The organism is Shewanella sp. SG44-2 (assembly GCF_014164215.1).
GTDB classification, from domain to species: Bacteria; Pseudomonadota; Gammaproteobacteria; order Enterobacterales; family Shewanellaceae; genus Shewanella; species Shewanella frigidimarina.
The window spans coordinates 23,934-39,942 of sequence record NZ_JACJEU010000013.1; the positions used below are offsets into that span (position 1 = coordinate 23,934).

Here is a 16,009-nt window from a genome sequence, read left to right on the forward strand (position 1 = left end):
ACATCAATGATGTATTTGGCGGGTTGCGATTTATCGCTACGATTCTGTTTTCGCGAGTTTAATCGCCGCTATTTCTTTTTCAACCGCAGCAACCACAGCATGAGGGCTACTCAGATATTGTGAATGATCGATAAAAATGGCGTTATCATTAACGGTCATGACTAAAACGGGGAAGCCGGTAGTACCAATGACTTGTTGAATCTCTTCAATGCCTTCCAGTACGTATTCTGCGTCCATACTGAGCTCATCTTTAAACACTTTATTTGATGGTGACAGCTTAAATTTTTCTACGATGTCATTAAAGTCGTGCTTATTGCTAAGCGGGTTGCCTTCAATGAAATGAGCTCTTTGTAGCGCATTGAGCACATCTAATTGCTTGTCAGCTTGTTTGCCCTGCAACCAGGCCATAAAGTTTGCGGTTTTGATTGAGCTTTTAGGACTGTTTACGTAACGAATATGATCGCGGCCAAATTTTAGTCCACTCATTCTTGCAGCCGCTTCCATTTGCTCTTCGCCAGCACTGTCTTTGCCAATGTAATGTGCGCTATGCAGTAAATGTACATTCATTTCAGGATAGGCTTGCTGCAATGCATTCACCAACGGTGTGGTGGCATAGCTCCAAGGGCAATGTGAGTCGTAGATAAAATAAAGCTCAGTGGTCATTACGTTAATTCTTGTTTGCGATCAGATGTGCTGATCCTAAATAGTTTATCAGCATTATACAATCATTGAATCTGCAGTAGACCTCAGTTCAGAATAAACGAGCTCTTAACCAAGCAAACTTTAAGTTATCAGATTTCACACTCCATTTAGCAAGCTAAATGGAGTGTGACCGGAGTTGGTCTACTGTGTGCATGCGTTGACTACTTGTTTTCGACGTTTACGTTGGGCTCTGCCATATTAGATCAAGGGTTCTATGCTGGTATTTAATTTTAATTCAGATAATAACGTTCTTATATTAAGCGTGACATGACAACCTAATTAAAATATGAACCTGTTAGGTAGGTCGCATAAACGATGCAAATGTGATTTTACGAGTGTTTATTCATAAGATAGATTTTTCAATTAATGAATTATCTAATGAATGCGTGCTAGCACATTAATACTTAACGAGTTAGTCGGTCTTGTATTATGTATGTATGGATGGTTTTGTTGTTTTTATAATGAATAAATTGTTTTGTTTTTAGGATTTACTTTCCATATTAAAGGTTAATTTTAATAATTGTTAGAGATTAATTGAATCAACTTTAATTTAAGTCGAAGTTAAGTGGCGTTAAGATGTGTTAAGTACATATGTAATGAATTAAAGCTAGACTAGTTATATTAAATTAGAGTGGATTAATATAAGTATGGGGTTTGTTCGTTATTTATTCTGTCGATATTGTAGAGTTAAATCAATTTAACAATAAAATAAGTGAATCTGTTTCTTCTGTCTCAATAGTAATTTGTTTTTGTATTTTATTATCAGGTGGTTAGGTGTTTTTTTTGGTTTTGATTTTCTCCATTAAGTGTTATGGGGTTTTGGGGGGTGATGATTGGCATTATGGATCGAAAAGATGATTTAAAGGATATGTTTTCGTATAACAAAAAAACTAAAAATACTAGATTAATAATCGAAGTTAATGTAGGTAGTGATTTGTTTTAGCGGTGAGTGTAACCTGGTTATTGTTATTTTAATTATTTAATGTTGAACATTAATGAGTTTTTACTGAACTTAATTAAATCTTGTTAAGTGGTTTCTTAATTCCTCCCTACATTGTTATAGATACATAAATCACAAAATCCATAAAATACTTATTATGTTAAATAAAATACAGTTTTGGTCACAATATTTTTGTTGATAACAAGTATTATATATGGCTCTTAGTTTGTGAAAATAAAACACGCTCCTATTCCAATAGGATATATGCACTACTTAATAACACGGCTGTTTATGAAGCAATCATTATCATTGCCGAATTCGCTTGTGTTGAAATAACGAAGGTCTACATATGCAACTCTGGAATAATTTAAAAATCAGCCATAAAATCGGGCTTCTTGCCAGTGTCGCTATTTTAGGATTCGTTATTTTTTTTCTATATCAACAAAAATTAGTGAGTCAGACACAGAGCAACATTCTTTTACTTCAGGATGAATACACCCCAGTGCTAGAGCTGCTAAATAACGCTAAAGAGGGCCTTAAAGATGTGGAAAAAAGTCTTGAAGGTGCAGTGACAACCGGGGAAAAAGACCGGATAACAGAAGCAAAACAGCATTCAGCATACGTGCTTGATGTGTTAGTTAATATTCAAGCCAGTAACCAGAGCCTGAATTTGCCCGCTAATCTTAAAGAGTTATTCAATACTTATACTAAACATAAGTTTTTTGTCGCCTCATCACTCTTAGATGGGGATGTCGATTTCCAAGTTATTGCTCCACGATCTCAACAAGCAAATACAGCACTTCAGACCTTAGAAAAGTCACTAACAGATTCGGTTCAGTCAATCCATATTGCATCTAGTAACGTGGTCGCTAAAACCTTTAAGCAGAATGAAACAAGCCGTATTGTCGGCATTATGTTGGGTATTATTTTAATTGTGACCATGGTGGTATCGAGCTATCTATTAACTCGTAGTATCACCAATTCAATAAAGCAAGTGACTGATTCATTGAGGGATATTGTTGAGGGTGAAGGTGATTTAACTAAACGCATAGAATACTCGCGTAAAGATGAGGTGTCACATTTAGTACATTGGTTTAATGAATTTATTAAATCAATGCACAGCAATATTAGCTCTACCCAAGAGACAATAACAACCTTGGAGAGAGTTTCAACACGTTTAGCAACAACCAGCATGGATAGCACCCAGTTAATTCAGTCACAAGAGACTGCAATGGCTTCGGTGATGGCGGCGGTTCAGCAACTTACCGAAAGTGTTGTGTCTGTTGCTGAAAGTGCGTTATTGGCATCAACAGAAGCTTCCAACGCTAATGATACCGCTAAAGAAGGCCGAGACGTTGTGGAGTCAACTGTTGCGAGCATTAATGCCCTTGCTATAGACGTGAATAAAACAGCCGGAATGGTCAGTGAGTTTGAGTTGTTGGCAAATAACGCTGGGGAATTCTTAAGCACGATTAGTCGCATTGCAGATCAAACTAATCTATTAGCACTTAACGCAGCAATTGAAGCTGCAAGAGCGGGTGAGCATGGTCGAGGCTTTGCGGTTGTTGCCGATGAAGTACGTTCTTTAGCATCGCATACACAAGATGCAACAGCACAAATAAAACAAGCTTTAGAAGAAATTCAAAAAGGAGCTTCTTCAGTTGTTGTAGCTATGAATTCTGGTCAGCAAAGTGTTAATACAACAGTCACTGAATCGGAAAAGTCAGGCAGATCGCTTGATGATATCACCCGTAAAGTTGAACGTATTTTGAGCCTAAACAAACAAATCGCTGATGAAACAGATGAGCAAAAAGTAACATATGAAGCGATATCCAACAGTATTACCGATGCAAATCAAATTTCCTCTTCGGTTAGAGATGGCGCCGAAGTTATTTTACATGAAAGTAAAGAAATTCAAAATGTAACCCAAAGACTGGGTCAAGTGATTAATCAATACAAGGTCTGATCTATAACACGTTGAATGTAGTTTTTACCCACGCGTTAACTTAATCAATAAACAAAAATACCACTATATATTTTTAGGATAAATGATGATGAATAAAAAGTATTACCTTATTCCTGTGCTGATGACAACGGCCTTGTCCGTGGCAGCAGCGGAAGATACCGTAGATCAGCGAGTCAGTCAGCTAGAGCAAGAAATTCAATTACTTAAAAGCAGTAGCGCAAGTGATATAGCCGACCGAATTAAGGTTAACGGTTTTTTCAGCGTGGGCGCTACACGGTCTAATAATGATGCTGGCTATGCAGGTTCTGATGACAGTTATGAATTGAACTCATTAAGTTTACTTGGCTTACAAGCAGAGTTTACTTTGGGTGAACAGACTAGTGTTGTGTCGCAACTTGTTGCCAGAGGCGAAGATGATTATGACCCATCATTTGAATGGGCTTATATAAAGCATACCTTTGACAATGATGTCACAGTACGAGGCGGTAAACTTCGTGTTCCTATTTTTATGTACTCTGATTTTCTTGATGTGGGCTATGCACAACCTTTTATCCGCCCGCCAGAAGAAGTTTACGGAGCCGTGCCTTTTAGTACTTATGTCGGCGGTGATATTGCTTACGATCTAGAATTAGATGACTCAACCATTCAGTTGCAAGCATTTGCCGGTAAAGCCAAAGAAGGTAATATCGAATTTAACTACATGTATGGTGCCAGTGCTGGTTGGCAGTACGACAATTTATTGCTTCGCGCTGTCTACGGTACTTCACAAATTAGTGTCCCTTCAACAAGTTCGTTTTACAGTATTATTCCTGAGGATACCAAAGCAGAGTTTTTTGGACTCGGTTTAAAATATGATGATGGAGCCAACTTGATTACGGGTGAATATACCACAGTAGAAGTTGATGGGCAGATGTCAGATACTAAATCTGCTTACCTGACATACGGACGCCGTTTTGGTGATTGGATGCCTTATGTGACTATTGCTAGACTGGAAACTACAGATAATTCTGAACGCGTTGGTCAATATTTTAACTTGGGGGGCATGACTGTGCCTGTAGCGCCATTATTAACGGCAGAACGAGATGCATATTCATTAGGGGTCCGTTACGACGTTATGAGCAACGTATCAATAAAAGCTGATGCAACGTTAATCAACAATTTTGGCGATACAGTCGGCATGATTAGTAACGCTACTCTGGCAAGTAACCTTGATCTTACAACCTTTGGTTCTAAGCAAGATGACTCTTTGGTTTATTCAATTCGCTTAGACTGTGTATTTTAATTAGGGAGCAAGATGATGAAATCAGTATTTATAATATTAGGCCTCCTAATTGGCATGGGTAGTGCTTTTGCTGAACCTGTGATCGTTGGGAACTTAAATGGTGTCGACAATATTAGTGCAAGCGACGCCAAGAAGTTGTTTTTAGGTAAATTGAAAACGTTGCCAAATGGCACTAAGCCAATTGTTGTTGAATATCCAGATGGTTCAGCTATTCGTGAAGAGTTTCATAGCAAGGTGACGCAAAAGTCAGGATCTCAACTGCAGGCTTACTGGTCGCAGTTGGTATTTACAGGAAAGGGCACGCCGCCAAAGGAAGTCAGTTCGTCAGCCGCGGTTATTGCTGAAATAACATCTAATAGTTCAGTAATTGGTTACATTGATTCTACAGAAGTAACCGATCAACTAAAGATTATTTACCAACCATAATCTATCTTCTGAAATATGAATTGGGTCAACGCTTACTAGGCAACGAATATCATTAAGTTGATTGGTAAGCTACGACCCATATCCCGATTAAACAAGATATCATCGCTAAATCAAATCTGACTCTGCAAGCTATTCGGTATTCAACCCACTAACGCTTGTGGATCTGGCGCGCGCATTCTATCCCACCACTCTTTGTCGGCAAAAATTTGGCCTTGAACATCAATGGCTGGGTAGGGGATCTGTTTGCGGCGACACGCTTTAGCATAAACCGGATGACCTTGTTCAAACAACATCGTCTGGCAGTAGCTGTTATCAAGTCTTCGTTTGCCGTACATATTAGCCACTTCGCGCTGGCGCTGAGCTTCATACATCACTAGTGCTGCCGCAACCGATACGTTAAGCGATTGCACCATGCCACGCATGGGAATAATAATATGTTGGTCTGCTGCGGCAATGGCTTCTGCGCTGACGCCGTCTCGTTCATTACCCATTACGATGGCAGTGGGTTGAGTATAATCAATCTCACGAAAATCGACTGCAGAGTCAGAAAATGTAGTGGTTAATACCTGCATTTTCTGTTTTTTAAAAGCTTGGTGAGCTTCTTCAAACGTGTAATGTTTAACGGTATCAACCCATTGCTGGCTGCCAGAAGCGGTATTACCCGATACCCGCATATCATCATCTGGCCACACTGCATGAATTTGATGTATGCCCACACAGTCAGCAGATCGAAGAACCGCAGCAATATTATTGGTCATATGCACTTTATCAAGGCAAACCGTTAAGTCGACTTGGCGGTTATCAAGCATTTGATTTATTCGGGCAAAACGTTCTGGACTCATGAGGTATTTCTACTTAATTTTATTCAACATATTTAAACATTAGCTTTCAACAGAAAGGGCGCTAAATGCGCCGGGAAGCGATTAATATTGATAGCAGGTGATTATTTCGAGTGGCATTATAGCGTTAAAATGCTAACGCTAAAACGTCATCGATCGCGACAAGATAAATATATAGGCTACTAACCTTTGAAGGTTAATTTCGCAGCCGTTTACCGCTTTGATTTACCGCATGGTTTATAGCTATAAATTATGGCTATAAATTATAGCTAGGCTACGGATTTACTTCAGCCCTCTTTTAAGAGGGCATGTGTCTTTGATATTGTCAATATTACTACTTTTATAGCCATTGAAACGTGAACGTAAAGTGCTGCGGTAGGCCAACCCTTTTGCACTTAAACCCAATGCCGTTCGGATATTAATCGCTTACAGTGGTGGTTTACCAACATCTGTCGACACATCGATAGATCCCTCTGTTGATGCCGCATTGGCAATCATCACTTGGTTTTGCGATCGATTCACCAACACCACTAATAGCAACACCGGAAAGCCAATCAAACTCGCTGCAATAAAGAAATTGATGTAACCAAAAGCATCAACATACAAGCCCGAAAATCCTGCGATAAACTTAGGGAACAACAACATAATCGAAGATAATAACGCATATTGTGTCGCGCTATATCCACTACTGGTTAAGCTGGACAAATAAGCGATAAACGCTGCGGTTGCGATACCAGCACTAAAATTATCTACCGATATGGCTAAGGTTAAAAATGGCACGTTGTAGCCAATATACGCTTGCCAAGCAAACAGCAGGTTAGTGACCGCGACTAACAAGGCACCCAAGAATAGAATCTTCATGGTGCCATAACGCATCAGCAACACACCGCCAAAAGCGGCGCCGACTAAGGTCATGATCAAACCATAGACTTTACTGATAAAAGCGATTTCTTCTTTGCTAAACCCGATATCAACATAAAAAACATTTGCCATAATACCCATGACAATATCGGAAATGCGATAGCACGAGATTAACAACAAAATGAGAATAGCGCTTTTGCCATAACGCTTAAAAAAGTCAATAAAAGGCAATACACTTGCGCTGTATAACCAGGCTAATGCCCCTGCGACTTTAGCAGGGTATTTGGCAGCAAACTCGGCTCTTAATAGGCGTTCTTTATCGTCAGCCTGTTTGGTATCGACTTGCGGTTCTTTACTGCATAACGTGGTAATAATACCAACACCCATTAACATCGCCATGGCAAAGTAGGCGGTCTGCCAAGCTTCTAAGTTGTAAGCATCATCGCCAGGAGACACCCAAGCAGCAATGGTTAATGCGCCTGCTGTGGCGATGATCATCGCACTGCGATAACCGACTTGGTACGCAGCAGCAAGCGCTGCTTGCATTTTTTCTGGGGCGGATTCAATCCGAAAAGCATCGATAACAATGTCTTGGGTGGCGGAGGCAAATGCCAAAAGTAGGGCGCATAAGGCCAAACGTTCAAGATTAACCACTGGATCGCTAACAGACATACCGAGTATGGCGCCGACTAAGCACAGTTGTGCGAACAGCATCCATCCGCGTCGTCTTCCTAAAAAGCGGGTAAAAAAGGGCAATGACATACGATCGACTAATGGTGACCACGCCCATTTAAATGCATACGTTAGTGCTATCCAGCTAAAATAACCAATCGCCGCTCGGTCGATGCCAGCTTCACGTAACCAAAAGCTTAAGGTCGAAAAGACTAACATTAATGGTAAGCCGGCAGAAAACCCCAGCAAGAGTAAAATAAATACTCGTTTGTGGTAGTAAACCGATAACGCTTCACGGGTACGAGACAAGAAAACCGACATAAGACAACTGGATAAAGGAGAATGGCTCTAGCTTATGTTGCAAGGGGTTTAGGTTCAAGCCATTCTAAAAGATTATTCAGTCAGTTTGAGGTTAAATTAGCATTCAGAGCAGATTTAAGATAATCGCCTTAAGGTCTGATACCAATACAACTTTGTGGCACATTGCCGCCAATATCAATGTAGTCACAACATTCATGAACTTGCTGGCGTAAGTATTGATTGCCTTTAATTGCCCAACCAGACCAATGATCGAAGCAATACAATAAGTGCCAAAACACTTTCTCGGTATCGCTAGGTTGTTCGGCTAATTGGATGGGATTATTTGATATAAATTGCCACTCTTCCAGCACATCCCACATATAGAGCTGTATTTCTTTGTAATCTAATTGATTGTTTAAAAAAGCTTTACCGAAATAGGCTAGTTGTGGAGCTTTGGTTTCAATAAAATCATTAGCCGTCATCATAATTGCGTCCTTGAGTATTCGAAATGCGGTTGCGAACAATTGCGCAGCTAACTAGGTGAATGAGTCAAATAGAGTATAGACGTTAATTTGGCTGTCGATAGTCAAAAACGTAAAAAAGTGTCGATTTAGTCAATCGATAGTGCTACTTAGTTGATTTTGCAGCTAGTAAATATGTATAGGATAACAATGTAAGACGTCATCATATTGAGTGAGTTTGGACTTATTAATCGAGCTAAAATTGGCCAATATTACATTGAAGGAGACAATATAAATGCCGATGGCATGCATTAACATGACCATCGGTAGGTATAGGCGATTAGCGGGAGATTAGCGAGGCAGTAGAGTCGCTTTTTTCAACATGACAGTATTAACCGGAAAATCGGGCCAGTTTAGGGTGGTGTTATGTTCAGTTGGTACCAATGAAATGGCTTCTAATACATCCATCCCCTGAGTCACTTCACCAAAAACGGTATAGCCCCAACGACGTTTAGAAGGGTCTAATTTTTTATTGTCACCTAGGTTGAAGTAAAACTGACGTGTTGCTGAATGAGGATCGTTATCTCGAGCCATGGCAATTGTGCCAAGGGAGTTTGATAAACCATTACCGGACTCATTTACAACAGGCTCTAGCGAAGGGCGTTCTTCTAATTTCGTGGTTAACCCACCACCTTGAACCACAAATTCGGCAATCACACGATGAAAAATAGTATTGTCATATTCGCCTTTAATCACATAGGTTAAAAAATTATCTACGGTAAGTGGTGCACGAGTGCGATCTAACTCAACCACTATTTTCCCCATAGAGGTGTCCAACTCTACTTGTGGATATAAAGTGTCTTTTTGAATGTCGACCGCAGCACTGGAACTTAAACTGGTCAATAACAGTAGGCAAGTGGATAACCATTTCATCATAATGTGACGTCCTTTTTTATTGGCATCTCTCGATGCCAATACCTGATAAAGCGGGGAGATTAACGTTGAATAAATTGGTGTAACTCTTCATCGTTAAGAATTTCAGTGGTGAGCTTATCAACGAGTTTGGTGATATCTAATTCAAGGGTGGCAAAATCTGGGCTTAACGGGCCTTTTAAATAGCCGTTAGCGTTATAGGATTTGGTGAACTCTTGTTGTGAGTTTTTAGCCAGTACATTGATAACTAGACGTGTTTTTGATTCGTAACTGAACGTGGTGTCCGTGACGTCAGCTAACAAGTAATTTAGCTGAAACTGCACTGAATTGCGTGCGGCAGGGTCAATAACATAACCCGCTTTGTTCATACCATTACGGAACAGTGTATCTAACTGTTGGCGAATAGGCTCACTGGCGCTGACTAATCTTGGTGATTTGCCTTCTTCATTAAAACGCACCACAAAGCTTGCTTCGCGAGTATCGATGGTGTCGACCAGTACAGGGAAATCGACTTCAGTTTGTAACTGAATCGGACCCAATGTGGGATTAAGACCAACATGAGTCGGCTCATAACTTGCGCAAGCCGATAACAATAATGTAGACAGTAAAATAGGGATCAATAACTTCATGAGACAACAATAACCAGCAAAAGGTAGATAAATGATACCAGAATTTGTCTGGGTTTCCAGTATCGCTAAGGTTATGTTGCTATAAAGATAACGAGAGTGATATGCATCACTCTGTGTGCAGGTGTTGTCACTCATCAATATCTGTTTTTAACGCCATTTCAACTCCGGTTAATGGCAACAATATTACTTGGTTGTTGACTTTAATGGCTGATCAATTCAGGTTAGTGTTATGCAACTTAAGTTTGATAAACAACATGATGTAGGTAATGTAATGCAACATAAACAGCCGCAATTGGCTCCTGACAAATTGATTAATGCCAATGGCCAGCCAGTATTTGGTATTTTTGATGGGATTGTTGATTCACTCAATGTTAATCAGTTTGCTTATTCGACGGTAATGGACAAACCTGCGTCGGCAATGGCTAAGCATTTTGATTTTAAGCAGTTCCAATTCGTTAGCATTATCACTCCTCATTATATTATCGCTCTGGCGATAGCCGATATTCGTTATGTCGCCAATGGTTTTTGCTACCTTTATGACATTAAAACCAACAAGTTGACCCAAACGCAATGGCTAACACCATTCGGATTTGGCTGCCAGTTAAGTGACTCTCCTAAGCATGGGCGGGCCGAAATTGGCCGTAAACATAAAGGTATTGTTATCGATATTGTCGACGGACAATGGCAAGTTGAGATTAATCTTGCAGACATACAAGCCAATTTACGTATTCAACCAGCGCCACTGAGTTTACCCATTAGCTTGTGTACTCCAACGGGTTATAACGGTTGGACCTATACTCAAAAGCACAATGGCTTAGCCGTAACAGGGCAATTAACCATTCATCATGAACCGCAGCCTTTACAATATGCTTTGGCGGGTTATGACTTTTCAGCCGGATTTATGCGCCGCGAAACCAGTTGGCGTTGGGCTTCAATTAATGCCCAAACTGACGACGGGGTTATCGGGCTAAATTTAGCTGCTGGCGTTAATGAAACCGGTCAAACAGAAAATGTGATGTGGATAAATGGCGAGCGTCATCTATTAGGTGGTGCACAGTTTGATTTTAATCGACACTCACAACAAGATGTGTGGCATATCACCACTAATGATGGCAATGTTGATTTACATTTTAGACCATTAAATCAGCGCAGCGAAAAGCTTAATTTAATTTGGTTGAAGAATAATTTTAGACAATACATTGGCTATTTTAGCGGAGTGATTTGCGACAACAATGGTAATCAATATAGGTTAACCAACCAGCTAGGCTTAACAGAAGATCATTTTGCCAAATGGTGATGACGACTAACCGTGTTGACTCGGTGAGTGATTTTTTAGCCTATGGACTATTAAAAACGAATTACTAAAAACGGAATATTAACAACTGATTATTAACGACAGATTATTAAAATGACCTATTAAAAGCGGTTTACTCAAATGGGTTTCGCCAAAAGAGCACTTTGATTAGGAACCAGAAATAGTGAACCACTAGTACAAACATTGACTCAATAATAATAAATAGAAATGGATAACATATGGACATGGATTTACTGATAGCTCACCCAGAGTGGTTATTACTAGTGTTAGCCCCGATTTTTTTCGGCTGCATTTTACTGGAATGGTGGTTTGGTGTTCGCGCCCAGCGATTACCGAGTAATGCTCAATATCGCCCTGCCGAAGTATTGTGTAATTTTGTATTGGCAGGTATGCACCAAGTGGCGGATATCATCGCTGGCTTATTGATTGCGAAGATATATTTACACTTTTTCGGTTGGCGCTTATTTGATATTGAAATGACATTATTCACTTTTGGTTTATTGCTCATTGCTCAAGACTTTTGTTATTACTGGTTCCATCGTGCTAGCCATCGTATTCGCTGGATGTGGGCTGCGCATGTGGTGCATCACAGTTCAGAAAACATGAATTTCAGCACCGCATTTAGACAAAGCTTAATGTACCCATTGGCAGGAATGTGGCTGTTTTGGTTGCCTTTAGTGGTGATTGGCTTTGATCCTAACTGGGTGGTGTTTGCAGTATTACTTAATCTGGGATTGCAGTTTTTTGTTCATACCCAAGCTATTAAGTCGTTAGGGCCGCTAGAATTGATTTTTAATACACCGTCCCATCACCGCGTGCATCATGGACGTAACCCACAATATATCGACAAAAATTATGCGGGAGTGCTGATAATTTGGGACAAAATGTTTGGTACTTTTGAGCCTGAGGTTGAAACTGTGAAATACGGCATCACTAAGCCGGTAAACAGTTTTAACCCGTTAGTGGTAACGTTTAGTGAATGGCGCGACATGTGGGGTGATGTTACCCAAGCGCAATTATCTCTAAAACAACGTTTACGTATATTATTTGCACCGCCTTCAACACATCAACAGTCATCCACTAAAACCGATATTTGAGCCCGCTGTAAACAAGCTTCAGGCTAGTACTTATCCCACTTTACTTGCTTTAATAGAGTAAATAAGTGGGATGAGGTGGTCTTGATGTTTTAGCTGGTAACCTTTGCCTACCACAAACTCCAAACCTTCAACGCAGTTGTAGGGACTGTAAGGGTGTTCGTTAAACGCTTCGATACTGAGTCCTGCACTAATAAGTGCGCTAATGACTTCACTTATCGGGTGCGGCCAAGTGACTACCGTTTCAATTTGGTCGTTGTGGTTTTCGGTGTAGGTGACTTCATCTTCGATATCCGGTTGTGTCTGTGGAAAGTAGCCATAACCACACAGCACATCATTAAAAGGGTGGAACTCAACCAAATGAAATTCACCGCCTGGACGTAATGCTCCTGCAATGGTTTGCGCCCAGCGAGTTAAATCGGGTAACCAAGCTAACACCCCATAAGAGGTGAATACGAAGTCATATTGCTCTGTATTGTGATCACCAAATTGATAGATGTCATTGTTGATGAATGTTGCTGGTAAGTGTAATTGAGCAGCCAGCTTTTTTGCAGTTGCAATCGATTCGCTTGATAAATCTACGCCAGTGACATTGGCGCCAAGCCTTGCCCACGATAAGCTGTCTTGTCCAAAGTGACATTGTAGGTGCAACAGGCTTTTGTGGTGCACATCGCCGACTTGTTCAAGTTCAATGGGGTTTAATGATGACTTACCTTGGATAAATGCCTCTAAGTCATAAAATGTTGAGTCGAGGTGGATTTGGGTTCGCTCGTTCCATGCGTGTTTATTGATGGCTAAATAGTCCATGTTCAATGTCTTCTTATTGCTTTAATAGGGTAAATTATCGAAATGATTCAGTAATATTACTTGTTTTGAAGCTAAAACACGAATGGCTCAACAGGCGATATATTACTTTTTCTTAGCAAATAAAAAGGCTTGATAACTCAGTGTTATCAAGCCTTTTTACAAGCGACAAAAGATGACTCTTTAGCTGTTATTGCATCATTAATTTTTGACGTTCAATAAATTGATGAAACTCAATTTTTGGTGCAATGGCACCTTTATGTTGGATCACAAATCCTGCTGCTTGAGAGGCTAATTTTATCGCTGTGCTGATATCTGCGCCAGTTAAGCGTGCGCCTAAATACACCCCGTTAAATGAGTCACCCGCTGATGTGGTGTCGACAACATTCGTTACTGGTGTGATTGAAAAATGCTGTTGCTGGCCATTAATCAGATAATTAATGCCGTTTTCACCATTTTTTATCACCAGCTCGTTAATGTCGTAAGGCTGGCAGAACGCAATAATGTCTTCAACGGAGCTAATACCGTAAAGTTGATTAAAGTCATCAACACCTGGCAGTACGACATCGGCCACACTAAACGCAATATCAAACTGTGCCTTTGCCTGGTCTGGACTGTGCCACATTCTTGCGCGGTAGTTAGGGTCAAATACAATACTGACACCTGCTTGCTTGCATTGTTTAATCAGTAACCAAAATGCGTCTCGATCTTCTTCATTAATTACTGCTAAAGAAATGCCCGAAAAAAACACCATATCTGCCTGAGATATTTTACTGATGGCTGCATCGTCAATAAATTGCATGATTTGCTTGGCGGCTGAATCGTTGCGCCAGTATGTAAAGCTGCGCTCGCCTTTACTGTCAGTTTGTATTGCATACAGACCAGCAATTTTGTCGGTGCTTTGAAAGACCATATCAGTATTAATTTTTTCATCTTCAAAGCGTTGCAACATGGCCTGGCTAAAACTATCTTGGCCAATGGCTGTGACTAGGTGGGTGTTAATATCACTAAAGGTGCGCTTAAGATAAACCCCAGTGTTATACACATCACCAGCAAAAGATTGCTGCAAGCTGCTGGCCGTTACACGTTGCAATTCGACCATACACTCACCAAATAAATACAGACTCTTCACGGTTATGCCTTCCTTTTTACCGGTTCAATTTTTCCGCCTAACCACAACGAAATTAATGCTAGTGGAACTAACGCAGCACCTAAAATAAAGAATGGCGTATAGTCACCGCCTTTGGTCATCATTGGCACTAATTGGATGGTGATAATCACACTTAGTACTGCCGATGTGCCACTAATACCAGCTAAGGTACCGACTGTTTTACCGGAGAAGTAATCACTTGGTAACGTTTGAACGTTGCCAATAGCCGTTTGGAAACCAAATAAGATAAGCGCTATAAGGCCCATTGCCATCCAAGGTGTTGCAGCAAGAGATGTCAGTAACAGTGCTGGCAGCATAACCATACAACCTAAGACAATTGCACTACGACGGGCTTTATTCACCGACCAGCCTCGGCTCATCAAGTGGCCACTAAACCAACCACCAAATAGTGCACCAATGGCAGCACCTACATAAGGTAACCAAGCAAACGCGCCAATTTGTTTAACATCAAAGCCAAATTTTTCGTTTAAATACAATGGTAGCCAAGCAACAAATAACCACCAGATTGGGTCGATAAAGAAACGTGCTGCAATCACTCCCCAAGTTTGACGGTGGCGTAATAACTGTCCCATAGTGGGCACGTATTCTTTGTCCTGTTGTTTTTCTGAAGTGCATTGCTGTCCGGTTAAGATATGTTGGCGTTCTTCTTCAGTGATCCATGGATGTGAGTCTGGTGATGATTTATAAACAATCAACCAAGGTAAAATCCAAAGAATACCCAAACTACCAATGACGATAAAGGTTGCCTGCCATCCTAAAAATGCATACAAAAAAGCAATCAATGGTGGGGCGATAATCGAGCCTAAAGACGCACCAGCATTGAAGATACCTTGTGCTAGGGCGCGTTCTTTAATCGGAAACCATTCAGCATTCGCTTTGGTTGCACCAGGCCAGTTACCCGCTTCGCCTAGCCCAAGCATAGCTCTAAAAATAGCAAATGAGGTAACGCTTGCTGCAACAGCATGCAGGGCGATTGAGACCGACCACACGACAATGGATAATAAAAAACCTAAGCGCGTGCCAATAGCATCAAATATCTTACCAAATAGAGACTGACCAATTGCGTATGAGATCATGAACACGGTAATAATGTTGGCATAATCACTTTTATCTAAACCTAAATCTTCTGCAATGCCTGGCCACATAATGGCAAGGGCAGATCGGTCGATGTAGTTAATGACGGTAGCGAGTGCCACTAAGCTGACAACAAGCCAACGTAGGTGCTTCAATTTAAGGGGGACTTTTTTCATGATAAACCCTCAACAAAGTCTTCTCTAGCCGGGCTAAAGGTATCAATTAAAATGCCACCAGTTGGGCAAACTGCACCATGGTCTACATGAGGTGGCACAAAGAAGCTGTCTCCAGCCGTTAACACCTTAATCACGCCATCGACATTGACATGAAACTCGCCTTCTACCACATACGATACTTGTGAATGGCGATGAGCATGGACATAGCCTTCTGCTCCCTTATCAAACCAAATCTTTACTGCCATGAGTTCATGATTAAATCCAAGCATTTGGCGCTTTAACCCTCCGCCAATATCCTCGATTTCGGTTTGTTCCCCAAATGAAAAATGCTCACTTTGCTGCATGGTGTTTATTCCTTTTTATT

At 40.7% G+C, this 16,009-nt stretch carries 15 protein-coding genes; 5 read left to right on the plus strand and 10 right to left on the minus strand.

Annotation, left to right across the window (positions count from 1 at the left end; all coding sequences use genetic code 11):
- Positions 1-36 precede the first annotated feature (36 nt).
- Positions 37-663, minus strand: a complete 627-nt coding sequence (locus H5181_RS11510; protein WP_011638560.1) for a protein disulfide-isomerase — start codon at positions 661-663, stop codon at positions 37-39.
- Positions 664-1,991: 1,328 nt separating this feature from the next.
- Here H5181_RS11510 and H5181_RS11515 point away from each other — a divergent pair.
- From H5181_RS11515 to H5181_RS11525, 3 genes are all read left to right on the plus strand, one after another.
- On the plus strand, positions 1,992-3,608 hold the full coding sequence (locus H5181_RS11515; RefSeq protein WP_182751073.1) for a methyl-accepting chemotaxis protein: 1,617 nt from the start codon (positions 1,992-1,994) through the stop codon (positions 3,606-3,608).
- An 85-nt stretch (positions 3,609-3,693) separates the two neighbouring features.
- Positions 3,694-4,890 carry a hypothetical protein gene (locus H5181_RS11520; RefSeq protein WP_182751074.1) on the plus strand — a complete coding sequence of 399 codons (1,197 nt, stop codon included), beginning with the start codon at positions 3,694-3,696 and terminating at the stop codon, positions 4,888-4,890.
- A gap of 12 nt (positions 4,891-4,902) precedes the next feature.
- Positions 4,903-5,316 (plus strand): phosphate ABC transporter substrate-binding protein, encoded by a 414-nt coding sequence (locus H5181_RS11525; RefSeq protein WP_102036619.1) that lies wholly within the window; start codon positions 4,903-4,905, stop codon positions 5,314-5,316.
- Positions 5,317-5,456: 140 nt separating this feature from the next.
- On the opposite strand, the gene trmH is transcribed toward H5181_RS11525, so the two are convergent.
- The 5 genes from trmH to H5181_RS11550 form a co-directional block, all read right to left on the minus strand.
- Entirely contained in the window at positions 5,457-6,158 is a 702-nt protein-coding gene (gene trmH / locus H5181_RS11530; RefSeq protein ID WP_182751075.1) for a tRNA (guanosine(18)-2'-O)-methyltransferase TrmH, read from the minus strand.
- A gap of 423 nt (positions 6,159-6,581) precedes the next feature.
- The gene (locus tag H5181_RS11535) at positions 6,582-8,009 is read right to left on the minus strand and encodes an AmpG family muropeptide MFS transporter (RefSeq protein ID WP_123776472.1); all 1,428 of its coding nucleotides are present in this window, start codon (positions 8,007-8,009) and stop codon (positions 6,582-6,584) included.
- Positions 8,010-8,137: 128 nt separating this feature from the next.
- Positions 8,138-8,470 carry a hypothetical protein gene (locus H5181_RS11540; protein ID WP_041413690.1) on the minus strand — a complete coding sequence of 111 codons (333 nt, stop codon included), beginning with the start codon at positions 8,468-8,470 and terminating at the stop codon, positions 8,138-8,140.
- Positions 8,471-8,800: 330 nt separating this feature from the next.
- A complete protein-coding gene (locus H5181_RS11545) occupies positions 8,801-9,385 on the minus strand; it encodes a peptidylprolyl isomerase (protein ID WP_182751076.1) in 585 nt (194 codons plus the stop codon).
- Between the two features lie 59 nt (positions 9,386-9,444).
- Positions 9,445-10,011: a YajG family lipoprotein gene (locus tag H5181_RS11550; protein WP_011638554.1), complete on the minus strand. Its 567-nt coding sequence runs from the start codon at positions 10,009-10,011 to the stop codon at positions 9,445-9,447.
- 229 nt (positions 10,012-10,240) lie between these two features.
- Here H5181_RS11550 and H5181_RS11555 point away from each other — a divergent pair, with 229 nt between their 5' ends.
- Positions 10,241-11,308: a DUF2804 domain-containing protein gene (locus H5181_RS11555; protein WP_259397037.1), complete on the plus strand. Its 1,068-nt coding sequence runs from the start codon at positions 10,241-10,243 to the stop codon at positions 11,306-11,308.
- 236 nt (positions 11,309-11,544) lie between these two features.
- Positions 11,545-12,423 carry a sterol desaturase family protein gene (locus tag H5181_RS11560; protein ID WP_182751077.1) on the plus strand — a complete coding sequence of 293 codons (879 nt, stop codon included), beginning with the start codon at positions 11,545-11,547 and terminating at the stop codon, positions 12,421-12,423.
- Between the two features lie 30 nt (positions 12,424-12,453).
- Here the strand turns inward: H5181_RS11560 and H5181_RS11565 are convergent, their stop codons facing one another.
- The 4 genes from H5181_RS11565 to H5181_RS11580 form a co-directional block, all read right to left on the minus strand.
- Positions 12,454-13,227: a bifunctional 2-polyprenyl-6-hydroxyphenol methylase/3-demethylubiquinol 3-O-methyltransferase UbiG gene (locus H5181_RS11565; protein WP_182751078.1), complete on the minus strand. Its 774-nt coding sequence runs from the start codon at positions 13,225-13,227 to the stop codon at positions 12,454-12,456.
- 187 nt (positions 13,228-13,414) lie between these two features.
- The gene (locus tag H5181_RS11570; protein ID WP_059744771.1) at positions 13,415-14,356 is read right to left on the minus strand and encodes a sugar kinase; all 942 of its coding nucleotides are present in this window, start codon (positions 14,354-14,356) and stop codon (positions 13,415-13,417) included.
- Positions 14,357-14,358: 2 nt separating this feature from the next.
- Positions 14,359-15,645 (minus strand): MFS transporter, encoded by a 1,287-nt coding sequence (locus tag H5181_RS11575; protein ID WP_011638549.1) that lies wholly within the window; start codon positions 15,643-15,645, stop codon positions 14,359-14,361.
- Positions 15,642-15,989 (minus strand): cupin domain-containing protein, encoded by a 348-nt coding sequence (locus H5181_RS11580; protein ID WP_011638548.1) that lies wholly within the window; start codon positions 15,987-15,989, stop codon positions 15,642-15,644. The genes H5181_RS11575 and H5181_RS11580 overlap by 4 nt, the downstream gene beginning before the upstream one ends.
- Positions 15,990-16,009: the final 20 nt, after the last annotated feature.

Excerpts from the sequence above, each read along its gene's own strand:
- H5181_RS11560 (WP_182751077.1), top strand. The coding sequence starts at position 11,545 with ATGGACATGGATTTACTGATAGCTCACCCAGAGTGGTTATTACTAGTG.
- trmH (WP_182751075.1), bottom strand. The coding sequence starts at position 6,158 with ATGAGTCCAGAACGTTTTGCCCGAATAAATCAAATGCTTGATAACCGC.
- H5181_RS11550 (WP_011638554.1), bottom strand. The coding sequence starts at position 10,011 with ATGAAGTTATTGATCCCTATTTTACTGTCTACATTATTGTTATCGGCT.
- H5181_RS11565 (WP_182751078.1), bottom strand. The coding sequence starts at position 13,227 with ATGGACTATTTAGCCATCAATAAACACGCATGGAACGAGCGAACCCAA.
- H5181_RS11575 (WP_011638549.1), bottom strand. The coding sequence starts at position 15,645 with ATGAAAAAAGTCCCCCTTAAATTGAAGCACCTACGTTGGCTTGTTGTC.
- H5181_RS11515 (WP_182751073.1), top strand. The coding sequence starts at position 1,992 with ATGCAACTCTGGAATAATTTAAAAATCAGCCATAAAATCGGGCTTCTT.
- H5181_RS11535 (WP_123776472.1), bottom strand. The coding sequence starts at position 8,009 with ATGTCGGTTTTCTTGTCTCGTACCCGTGAAGCGTTATCGGTTTACTAC.
- H5181_RS11510 (WP_011638560.1), bottom strand. The coding sequence starts at position 663 with ATGACCACTGAGCTTTATTTTATCTACGACTCACATTGCCCTTGGAGC.
- H5181_RS11520 (WP_182751074.1), top strand. The coding sequence starts at position 3,694 with ATGATGAATAAAAAGTATTACCTTATTCCTGTGCTGATGACAACGGCC.
- H5181_RS11525 (WP_102036619.1), top strand. The coding sequence starts at position 4,903 with ATGATGAAATCAGTATTTATAATATTAGGCCTCCTAATTGGCATGGGT.
- H5181_RS11545 (WP_182751076.1), bottom strand. The coding sequence starts at position 9,385 with ATGATGAAATGGTTATCCACTTGCCTACTGTTATTGACCAGTTTAAGT.
- H5181_RS11580 (WP_011638548.1), bottom strand. The coding sequence starts at position 15,989 with ATGCAGCAAAGTGAGCATTTTTCATTTGGGGAACAAACCGAAATCGAG.
- H5181_RS11555 (WP_259397037.1), top strand. The coding sequence starts at position 10,241 with ATGCAACTTAAGTTTGATAAACAACATGATGTAGGTAATGTAATGCAA.
- H5181_RS11540 (WP_041413690.1), bottom strand. The coding sequence starts at position 8,470 with ATGACGGCTAATGATTTTATTGAAACCAAAGCTCCACAACTAGCCTAT.